This window comes from Robertmurraya mangrovi, from assembly GCF_034427655.1.
GTDB lineage: Bacteria > Bacillota > Bacilli > Bacillales > Cytobacillaceae > Robertmurraya_A > Robertmurraya_A mangrovi.
On sequence record NZ_JAXOFX010000012.1, the window covers coordinates 122,384 to 131,724 of the forward strand.

Consider the following 9,341-nt stretch of genomic DNA (forward strand, 5'->3'; position numbering starts at 1 on the left):
CCTCTTATCCTCCATGCTCTACAAGTTCTTCAAGCTGTTGACGTAGATACATCTCTTTATACCAGCCATCATGCTCCATCAATTGATCATGTGTACCTTTTTGAATAATCTCCCCTTCATCTAGGACAATAATCAAATCGGCATGCTGGATGGCACTTAGTCTATGAGCAGTTATCATCGTTGTTTTTCCACCGCGGTTCTCTTTTAACGCAGATAAAATGGCTTCCTCCGTCTTTGCATCAACCGCCGACAAGGAATCATCTAACACTAATACCTCTGGATCCATCACTAGTGCTCTAGCAATCGAAATTCGTTGCTTTTGTCCACCTGATAGGGAAACCCCTCTCTCCCCAACAACCGTGTCATATCCATCCGTAAACATCAAAATATCATCGTGAATATTCGCCACCGTCGCTGCATGATAGATCTCTAATTTATCTACCATCGGTTTAGCAAAAGCAATATTTTCTCCAACCGTAGCTGAGAACAAGAAATGATCCTGAGGAACATAACCAATCGCTTCTCTTAAGCTTGAAGTTTGATAGTTTTGCAGCTTCTTCCCGCCAAACAAAATCTCACCATCATTGCTTTCAAATTGACGAATAAGTAGTTTTAATAGTGAAGTCTTACCAGCACCTGTTTTCCCTACTATTCCAAGAGTTTGCCCTCTTTTTAAAGTAAAATGAATGTTTTTTAACATAGGTTCCTTCTCATCCGGGTAGGTAAAACTATGAATATTATACTCAATATCCCCACTAGGCGTTTCGTCAACCGCTCCTTCCACGTCAATAATATCCGCTTTCTCTGCTAACAGTTCAGACACACGATCGTAAGAAGCACGGCCACGCTCTACTATATTAAATAACCAACCGAAAGCTAACATCGGCCAAATCAACAGTCCTAAATAGGTGGTAAAAGAAATCAACTGACCGATCGTTAATTCACCTTGTAATACATATCTCGAACCAAACGTTAACGCTAAGAAAAAGGAAATCCCTACAATAATCGAAATCGTCGGGTCGAAAAGTGAATCGATTCTAGCAACCGAAATATTTTTCTGAACGACATCATCTGATTGTTTACGAAAATCCTCAATATCTTCCTTCTCTTGCCCAAACGTTTTAATAACCTTAATCCCCGTAATACTTTCCTGGGTTTTATCGTTCAAGTTCGAGAAAGCTTCTTGAGCTTTATGAAATCTCTTATGTAAAAGAGTTCCGTACCAGTTCGTTAATAACGCCATAAAAGGCATAGGAATTAAACAAATAAGGGTAAGCTTCCAACTAATCGTTGTCGCCATTGCAATGATTACAAAGCCACCCGTTGCTAAGGAATCGACAAGCGTCAGTACACCAGACCCAGCCGTTTGTTGAATAGCAGACAAATCATTTGTCGCATGCGCCATTAAATCCCCTGTTCTCTTTTTCTGATAAAAAGACTGTGACATTTGAGTAAAGTGATGATAAAGCTTATTACGAAGCAACCTCGATAGCTTCACAGCTGAACCAAAAATCATAATCCTCCAATAATAGCGCAACACATACATCACTAGGGCAGCCGCTACTAAAGCAACAATCCACTTCCCTAAAATACTCCCCGTTAACGTATCCTCCTGGATATGGTCCACTATAATACCGATGACCTTAGGAGGTAACAGCTGTAAAAAAGCGACGAACAGTAAGATTAAAATACCTGTTACGTAAGCCTTCTTCTCCTGTTTAAAAAACCACATAAGCTGAAGAAAAACTTTCATGAATACATCCTCCGAAATAAAATAGAAGCCTGTAACATTATCCTTCTAAAATAATTTATACAAGCTATAAAAACATGTAACACGTAAGAAAATTGAACAACTACATAATCAATATGACTCAGCTATTTTACCAAATATTTAAAAAATATGGAAGATTATTATTTCTTAACTAGAAGTAAAGCTAATGAAAATAAACAACTAAAAAAGAGCTTGCGACAAGCTCTTTCTGAATGATTTATTATTTTAGTACCGGAACTTTCTTATCAACAAATCCATGGATAATGGTTCGTAACATCTTCTCATCCATGTCTAAAGGAGTCTTTCCTGAGAGCTCTAATACCCTCTTCGTATTTTCACAAGGAAATCGTCTACTGTGACTCCAATAGCTTTTAAATACGTCAAGAGGTTTATTAAACAGCATCTCATCTTCTCTTAGTTGGTAATCCGAATCAAAACTAATGGTTTCAAGATTCGGAAAGTCTAGCACTTCTTTTATTACTCTAATCAAATCGCTATGAATGGGAGGGTTTGGGTTCGTAATATTAAAGATTTCTTTATTTTTTGCATAGGAAAGTGCTGAAACGAATACCATGGATACATAATCTACAGGGACTAAATTAGAATTTACGTCTAAGTTTATTCTAACATGGAACTTCCTATCTCTTGAGTCCTGATTTCTAGCCATTTTCCTTTTTAACAAATACAAACTTTTTAGAAATCCATATAAGCCAAAACTAGTATCTGCTTGTCCTGTTTTTGAATCTCCAATGATAATAGCAGGCCGTAAAATCGATACGAATAACTGATCACTATAAGAAAGGACAAGATGCTCGGCTATACATTTCGTTTCTTCATAATAATTAACAAACTCTCTATCCGTTGAGTATAATTCCTCAAATCCTTCAGACTCCATTCCAATCGTATAGGCAGTACTTACATAGAAGAATTTTTTACAATTAATCGTAACAGCAAAATCAAGTACATGTTTCGTTCCGTCCACGTTGACTTTATAGGAGAAATCTCTATCATTTGGGTCAAAAGATAGTAATGCAGCCATATGGTAAATAGCATCTATACTAGACGTTATCCCTTGTATTTCTTCTGCTAATAACCCTAGATTTGTACTCGTGACATCCCCTTCTAAAACATGCACTCTTGACCTTTGTTCAGAACCCGGTAACTCTTCGAAAAAAGTCTTTAATTTATTCTTATTTCTAACAAGCAAATACAACTCGTGTCCTTCATCTAATAAATCCATTGCGACCTTTTTACCTAAAAAGCCATTCGCACCTGTAAGTAAGATCCTCATTAAATAGAATACACTCCTATAAAGTTTTATTATCTACAAATATAACCTTACACCGGTATAATGATAATGCCAATAAAAAAAACCACGATTCCATTGATTTACAACAGAAAAGTGGTTTTATCAAACAGTAGAATTAGTAGTCAAACGATATCAAGGCAACCCTCGAACACATTCGAATTACTTCGTCTGCTTGTTCATCGCTGACATCATTTGATTGATTTTCTTTTGCGATGGCTTCATACCCATTTGCATCATCATCATTTTTAACATTTGTTCGTTAATTGGTGGATTTTTCTTTAGGTAGCTCATCATATATTTTCGAGCAATGAAAAATCCTAGTGCTACACCAGCTAGTAATGCTAGTATACCTACTAGAATGTATCCCCACATACTATATTTCCTCCTTCAAGTTGTCTATCATACAGTGTACTAAACCAAACTATATTATACAAGATTTGCTTAAGAATTTCTCTCTTTTAAATAAATTTTCTTTCTTTAATTGGCTTTAACCAGCCATAACGATGGTGGTCTAAATCAATTGCTAGAAAAGAACTTTCCATTTTCCTTAAAATTTCAAAGAAAATCGTTTCCGCATCATAATTCCCTTCCGCTTCAATAATTATGTATTTATCAAACACTTCGAGCTTTGCTGAACTAATCTTTCCATTATATATATAGTATGCACCTTTTTCCGTTCGAAAATCCCTCCGTCTTTGCAACTGTTGATGAATATACTGATGGAGTCGTAAAGTAGGAACGGGCTTTGTAATATAGTTAATTTGCTTAGCTAGAATTCGGCTCATTTCACCAAATGAATGACTATACTCACGAAATAAATCAAAAAACATTCTTTCTCTACCAAAGTAATGGGAGGCAAATTCGTCTTCAATTAAATATAACTGATAAGTTCTCACGTACAAAACCCTCCTCAAAAAAGTCTATTTATCTTAAAACATAATTAGTTTTCCAATTATTTAGATTTCATTTCTCTATTATATAGAAAGGTTACTGTAACATTTGTCTTACAACGTCAAAAACTTTCACTTCTTTTGTCGAATCTATATTTTCATTGAGAGTTCTAATGAGGAAGTGAAAAATAGTAGGATAGTGAAGAGGACTTATACCTTCTTTTTGAAACCAATAAAAAAACACTGGTTCCCCAGTGTTTTTCAAATACTGCTTATTATAATAATGCCTTTAATCGTGAAACAACATTCTCAACAGTAAATCCGTATTCAGCCATGATTTTCTCACCAGGAGCAGATGCACCGAATTGATCAATCGCTAATACTTCACCTTCATCTCCTGTATAACGGTGCCATCCTAAAGATGATCCCATTTCAATACCAAGACGTTTCTTCACATTTTTCGGAAGAACACTGTCTTTATATTCCTTAGACTGTGCTTCGAAATTGCTCCAAGAAGGCATGCTCACAACTGCAGTGTGAATTCCTTCTGATTCAAGTGCTTTTTGTGCTTCTACCGCTAAACCAACTTCTGATCCAGCAGCTAATAATAATGCTTGTGGATTTCCGTTAATTGCAGGCGAAATGACATAAGCACCTTTTGAAACCCCATCATAAGCATTTTTATCTGTATCCTTAATAGTCGGTAAATCTTGACGAGTTAACACAAGCGCTGTCGGCTGGTTAGTAGATTCTAATGCAAGTTTCCACGCTGCAGCTGTTTCATTTCCATCAGCTGGGCGGATAACATTTAAGTTTGGCATTGCACGTAAAGAAGCCAATTGTTCCACAGGCTCATGAGTCGGTCCGTCTTCACCAACAGCGATACTATCATGAGTGAATACATAAGTAACTGGTAATCCCATTAATGCCGCTAGACGAATAGCAGGTCTTAAATAGTCAGAGAAAACAAAGAATGTTCCACCGAACACTTTTAATCCACCATGTAAAGCCATACCATTTAAAGCAGCACCCATTGCAAATTCACGTACACCAAACCAAATGTTTCTTCCATCAAAAGTTTCAGGTGTGAAATCACCTGTTCCTTTAATCATTGTTTTGTTAGATCCAGCTAAATCAGCAGAACCACCAATAAAGAATGGTAAGTTCTTAGCGATAGCATTCAACGCTTCACCCGAAGAAGCACGACTAGCTAGAGCTTTACCTTCTTCATATACTGGAAGGTCTTGATCCCAACCCTCCACTAATTCACCCTTCATAGCCTTCTCTAATTGAGAGCCAAGTTCAGGATATTCGTTTTTGTAACTGTTAAAGAGTTCATTCCATTCTGTTTCTTTATTTTCACCTTGTTCTGCAACAAGCTTTTTAAATTGGTCATATACTTCTTGTGGAACATGAAAATCTTCCTCAAAAGTCCATTTGTATGCTTCTTTAGTAAGCTTTAGTTCATTTGCTCCGAGTGGTGCTCCATGAACATCTGACTTACCAGCTTTCGATGGCGAACCGAACCCAATGACCGTCTTAACCTCAATTAAAGTAGGACGGTTTTGGTCTGCTCTTGCAGACTCTAATGCATTAGCAATCTCATTTAAATCATTTCCGTCATTTACTCTAATATATTGCCATCCATAAGAATCAAAACGTTTTTCCACACTTTCTGAGAAAGAACGATCTAAATCTCCATCTAGAGAAATATCATTTGAATCATAAAGTACAATTAAACGACCTAATTTTAAATGTCCTGCAAGTGAGGCGGCCTCTGCAGAAACCCCTTCCATCAGGTCTCCGTCTCCACAGATGCTGTATGTATAATGATCAACTAAATTATATTCATCTTTGTTATAAACCGCTGCTAAATGTCTCTCTGCCATCGCCATTCCAACAGCCATCGAAATACCTTGGCCAAGTGGACCAGTAGTAGCATCTACTCCAGGTGTATGACCATATTCTGGATGTCCAGGTGTCTTGCTTCCCCATTGTCTAAAATCTTTAATATCCTGCATCGAAACATCATAACCTGATAAATGAAGAAGACTATATAATAGCATGGAACCATGTCCAGCCGATAATACAAATCGATCTCTGTTAAACCATTCCGGGTTTTTAGGGTTATGATTCATATAACGAGTCCATAATGTATAAGCCATAGGAGCAGCACCCATTGGCATCCCTGGGTGGCCAGAATTTGCTTTTTCAATCGCATCAATGGATAACGTTCTAATCGCATTTATTGATAATGTATCAACTGATTCAAACATAATATCATCCCTTCTCAAGAAAAATCGTACATCTATAATATTATAGTGACTTAAGTTCTTTGTACAACACTTTGGGCCAGTAAAACATTAAAAAGGCCATTTGTTTAATATTTTGTCACATTATTTATTTACATATGTAAGCACAGGTTTTATATTTATCATTTCATTGAAATACTTCTGCTAGAATCAGAAATAGAAGGAATACAATAAAAGTATTCCCCTATTTATATTAATGTAAGTTTTTTTTATTCTTTAATTGTTTAAGCTTTTCCGGTGTTACATCTTCCCCTGTTGGGTCAACAATTGTAACTCCTTGAAGGGTATTTAACATATTAGAACGAAACGTTTGTAAATATTCGCTTCTAAGTTTTGATTGTTCTTTAGCTTCTTCTTGTGTTAAGCCTGTCTCTTTAGCTTTTTTAGCCAATGTATTAATTCTAGCCATTTTTTCTTTTGATAGCATTTTTAAACTCCTTTAACTAACCTAGAATAAAAACCATGTTACTAAAAACTAGTTCAGTTGACAAGGAAAAGGAGCTTATTCTTCTCTATCTTTTATATATTCTTGATATCTCCTATGAACAGTAGCTTTTGATATATCATAACCAAACCCACGTAAGGTGGCTGCAATTTCAGAAAAAGTTAATTTATTCCTTCTCAAACGAATTATTTCCTCTAATGGAGCCTCAATTTTCTCACGTCCTGAATTCAAGCCCAAGTTCTTTAAGTTATTCTCTGGCTGGTATCCATTGCTTATTGCTCTCTTCATACCTCTTCTGATTTTTGCATTATGTAACTTCCTTTGGTTCTCTTCAACCATACTTATTATATTTAGAATCATGGAATCGGACTCAGAGAGTTCAACTTGTCCTTTATGTGAGACACTATAGATTTTTATGCCTTCTTTTAAAATACAATGCAATAAAGCTATTTTGGCATTCCCTCTACCTAGCCTGGTTTCGTCTTGAATTAATACAATTTCAATTTCCTTATCCTTTATTAATGAGAGAATTTCTAATATTCCATCCCGGCTTATATCATATCCGCTAGCTTGCTCGGAAATAATACTATGTACTTCAAACTGATTCTTTCTAGCCAATTCAATTAATTCTTCCTGCTGCCTTTGCAGTGAAGATTCTTGAGTATCTTTAGTTGTGCTTACTCTGCAATAGATTGCTGCTCTCATATATACCCCTTTAATTACTATCTGCTGAACTTGCTAGTTCTGTACTTAAATCGATGGTTTCAGAAATAACAGGAATGATTAGTGTATCACCTGGCATTATTCTATCACCATTAATATGATTTTTCTTCTCCACCCATTTTACAAATTCATTAGATGAAAATTGATGGTTTTCTTCATATTTCATTGATAGAAGCCACAATGATTCCCCTTCTTGAACGGTTACAGTCATATATTCATTATTCGCCGCATTTGTATGGTTTGAAAATAATAGAAGTAATGTTGCTGTAAAAGATAATACCACTAGAATAATAGCATAAGAATATTGATCCCAAATTTTTTTCATTGTAGAAACACCTCAAATAGAATATACGTTCGTTTAATTAATATGATTATAAAACAGAACATCTGTTTGTGTCAAACAAAAATTCGAACTTATGTTTGTATCTAATGGTAATACATGCTATAATTAAGCTAATTAAAACCATACGAGGTGCGTTAAGAATGGTAAAGTTATCGAAGCGACAATTAGATATACTTGAATTTATTAAAGAAGAGGTTAAACAAAAGGGATATCCACCATCCGTTCGAGAAATAGGTGAAGCAGTTGGACTAGCTTCTAGCTCTACTGTACACGGTCATTTAGCTAGACTAGAGAGTAAAGGACTTATTCGCCGTGATCCTACTAAACCTCGAGCAATCGAAATTTTGGAATTAGATGATACTTCTCATATTCCTAAGAGTAGAGTGGTAAATGTACCAGTGATCGGAAAAGTTACAGCTGGGTTACCTATAACAGCCATTGAGAATGTTGAGGAATATTTCCCATTACCAGAAAGTTTAGCACCTTCTGATGAGCAAGTCTTCATGTTAGAGATTATGGGAGATAGTATGATTGAAGCAGGAATATTAGATGGAGACTATGTCATTGTTAAACAACAACAAACAGCGAATAATGGCGATATAGTTGTAGCGATGACGGAAGAAGACGAGGCTACAGTTAAAAGATTCTTTAAAGAGAAGAATTATATTCGTCTTCAGCCGGAAAACTCAACACTAGAGCCAATCATCTTAACAAATGTATCGATTCTTGGAAAAGTAATTGGTGTATATAGAAAAATATACTAATGAAAAAAAGCAAACTTGTAGTTTGCTTTTTTTCATTTCTATTAAACTATCATGCAATACTGTGTTTTGTACTATATACTAAACGTAATTTTTACGTGCCTTAGAGGATTCGAACCTCTGACCGACGGCTTAGAAGGCCGTTGCTCTATCCAGCTGAGCTAAAGGCACATTTATTCTGGCGGAGAAGGAGGGATTTGAACCCTCGCGCCGGTTGACCGACCTACACCCTTAGCAGGGGCGCCTCTTCAGCCTCTTGAGTACTTCCCCTTAACAAATATTGACTCGAACCATCTACTCTACTTCCTACTGGCCAAGCTTGAACTCTAAATAACTGTTCATTGTAGATATAGGTCTAAACGAAAACATTATAATGAATACCATTATAAAGCGATTAAAAAAGACAAAGAGAATTCTCTTTGTCTTTTGCCTGGCGACGTCCTACTCTCACAAGGGGACAGCCCCTAACTACCATCGGCGCTGAGAAGCTTAACTTCCGTGTTCGGTATGGGAACGGGTGTGACCTTCTCGCTATCGCCACCAGACTATTAAGGAAAAATTTTTTCACTCTCGTGAAAAATCATAAAAGAAAAGTTCTTTTCACTACCGTGAAAAAACATTATTCCCTCAAAACTAGATAATGAATGAAGAAGAAGAACATCGAGTAATCACCAATAATGTGGTTAAGTCCTCGATCGATTAGTATCAGTCAGCTCCACATGTCACCATGCTTCCACCTCTGACCTATCTACCTGATCATCTTTCAGGGATCTTACTAGCTTGCGCT

Annotated in this window: 9 protein-coding genes, 2 tRNA genes and 2 rRNA genes; 1 reads left to right on the forward strand and 12 read right to left on the reverse strand. The window is 36.2% G+C overall.

The genetic code is table 11. From position 1 onward, the window contains the following. Positions 1–4: 4 nt before the first annotated feature. The 8 genes from SM124_RS16725 to yneA form a co-directional block, all read right to left on the reverse strand. Positions 5–1,753 (reverse strand): ABC transporter transmembrane domain-containing protein, encoded by a 1,749-nt coding sequence (locus SM124_RS16725; protein WP_322447661.1) that lies wholly within the window; start codon positions 1,751–1,753, stop codon positions 5–7. Positions 1,754–1,991: 238 nt separating this feature from the next. After that, entirely contained in the window at positions 1,992–3,062 is a 1,071-nt protein-coding gene (locus tag SM124_RS16730) for an SDR family oxidoreductase (protein ID WP_322447662.1), read from the reverse strand. Positions 3,063–3,239: 177 nt separating this feature from the next. Then, positions 3,240–3,452, reverse strand: a complete 213-nt coding sequence (locus SM124_RS16735) for a YneF family protein (protein WP_322447663.1) — start codon at positions 3,450–3,452, stop codon at positions 3,240–3,242. Positions 3,453–3,538: 86 nt separating this feature from the next. Then, complete coding sequence (gene sirA / locus SM124_RS16740) at positions 3,539–3,976, reverse strand: sporulation inhibitor of replication protein SirA (protein WP_322447664.1); 438 nt, start codon at positions 3,974–3,976, stop codon at positions 3,539–3,541. A gap of 269 nt (positions 3,977–4,245) precedes the next feature. Then, on the reverse strand, positions 4,246–6,246 hold the full coding sequence (gene tkt, locus SM124_RS16745; RefSeq protein WP_322447665.1) for a transketolase: 2,001 nt from the start codon (positions 6,244–6,246) through the stop codon (positions 4,246–4,248). Positions 6,247–6,475: 229 nt separating this feature from the next. Beyond that, complete coding sequence (locus SM124_RS16750) at positions 6,476–6,709, reverse strand: DUF896 domain-containing protein (protein ID WP_322447666.1); 234 nt, start codon at positions 6,707–6,709, stop codon at positions 6,476–6,478. Positions 6,710–6,784: 75 nt separating this feature from the next. Continuing rightward, on the reverse strand, positions 6,785–7,432 hold the full coding sequence (locus SM124_RS16755; RefSeq protein ID WP_322447667.1) for a YneB family resolvase-like protein: 648 nt from the start codon (positions 7,430–7,432) through the stop codon (positions 6,785–6,787). A gap of 10 nt (positions 7,433–7,442) precedes the next feature. Beyond that, positions 7,443–7,775: a cell division suppressor protein YneA gene (gene yneA, locus SM124_RS16760; protein WP_322447668.1), complete on the reverse strand. Its 333-nt coding sequence runs from the start codon at positions 7,773–7,775 to the stop codon at positions 7,443–7,445. A gap of 158 nt (positions 7,776–7,933) precedes the next feature. Here yneA and lexA point away from each other — a divergent pair, with 158 nt between their 5' ends. After that, positions 7,934–8,557 (forward strand): transcriptional repressor LexA, encoded by a 624-nt coding sequence (lexA, locus tag SM124_RS16765; protein WP_322447669.1) that lies wholly within the window; start codon positions 7,934–7,936, stop codon positions 8,555–8,557. A gap of 94 nt (positions 8,558–8,651) precedes the next feature. Here the strand turns inward: lexA and SM124_RS16770 are convergent. The 4 genes from SM124_RS16770 to SM124_RS16785 form a co-directional block, all read right to left on the reverse strand. Beyond that, positions 8,652–8,725 (reverse strand) — tRNA-Arg (locus tag SM124_RS16770). A gap of 8 nt (positions 8,726–8,733) precedes the next feature. Then, a tRNA-Ser gene (locus tag SM124_RS16775) sits at positions 8,734–8,824 on the reverse strand. 158 nt (positions 8,825–8,982) lie between these two features. Further along, positions 8,983–9,099, reverse strand: a 5S ribosomal RNA gene (gene rrf / locus SM124_RS16780). A 134-nt stretch (positions 9,100–9,233) separates the two neighbouring features. Next, positions 9,234–9,341 (reverse strand): 23S ribosomal RNA (locus SM124_RS16785); the annotation flags it as partial.

Bases quoted from the DNA above. Each gene is read 5' to 3' on its own strand.
- SM124_RS16725 (WP_322447661.1), bottom strand. From the start codon at position 1,753: ATGAAAGTTTTTCTTCAGCTTATGTGGTTTTTTAAACAGGAGAAGAAG.
- SM124_RS16730 (WP_322447662.1), bottom strand. From the start codon at position 3,062: ATGAGGATCTTACTTACAGGTGCGAATGGCTTTTTAGGTAAAAAGGTC.
- SM124_RS16735 (WP_322447663.1), bottom strand. From the start codon at position 3,452: ATGTGGGGATACATTCTAGTAGGTATACTAGCATTACTAGCTGGTGTA.
- tkt (WP_322447665.1), bottom strand. From the start codon at position 6,246: ATGTTTGAATCAGTTGATACATTATCAATAAATGCGATTAGAACGTTA.
- SM124_RS16750 (WP_322447666.1), bottom strand. From the start codon at position 6,709: ATGCTATCAAAAGAAAAAATGGCTAGAATTAATACATTGGCTAAAAAA.
- SM124_RS16755 (WP_322447667.1), bottom strand. From the start codon at position 7,432: ATGAGAGCAGCAATCTATTGCAGAGTAAGCACAACTAAAGATACTCAA.
- yneA (WP_322447668.1), bottom strand. From the start codon at position 7,775: ATGAAAAAAATTTGGGATCAATATTCTTATGCTATTATTCTAGTGGTA.
- lexA (WP_322447669.1), top strand. From the start codon at position 7,934: ATGGTAAAGTTATCGAAGCGACAATTAGATATACTTGAATTTATTAAA.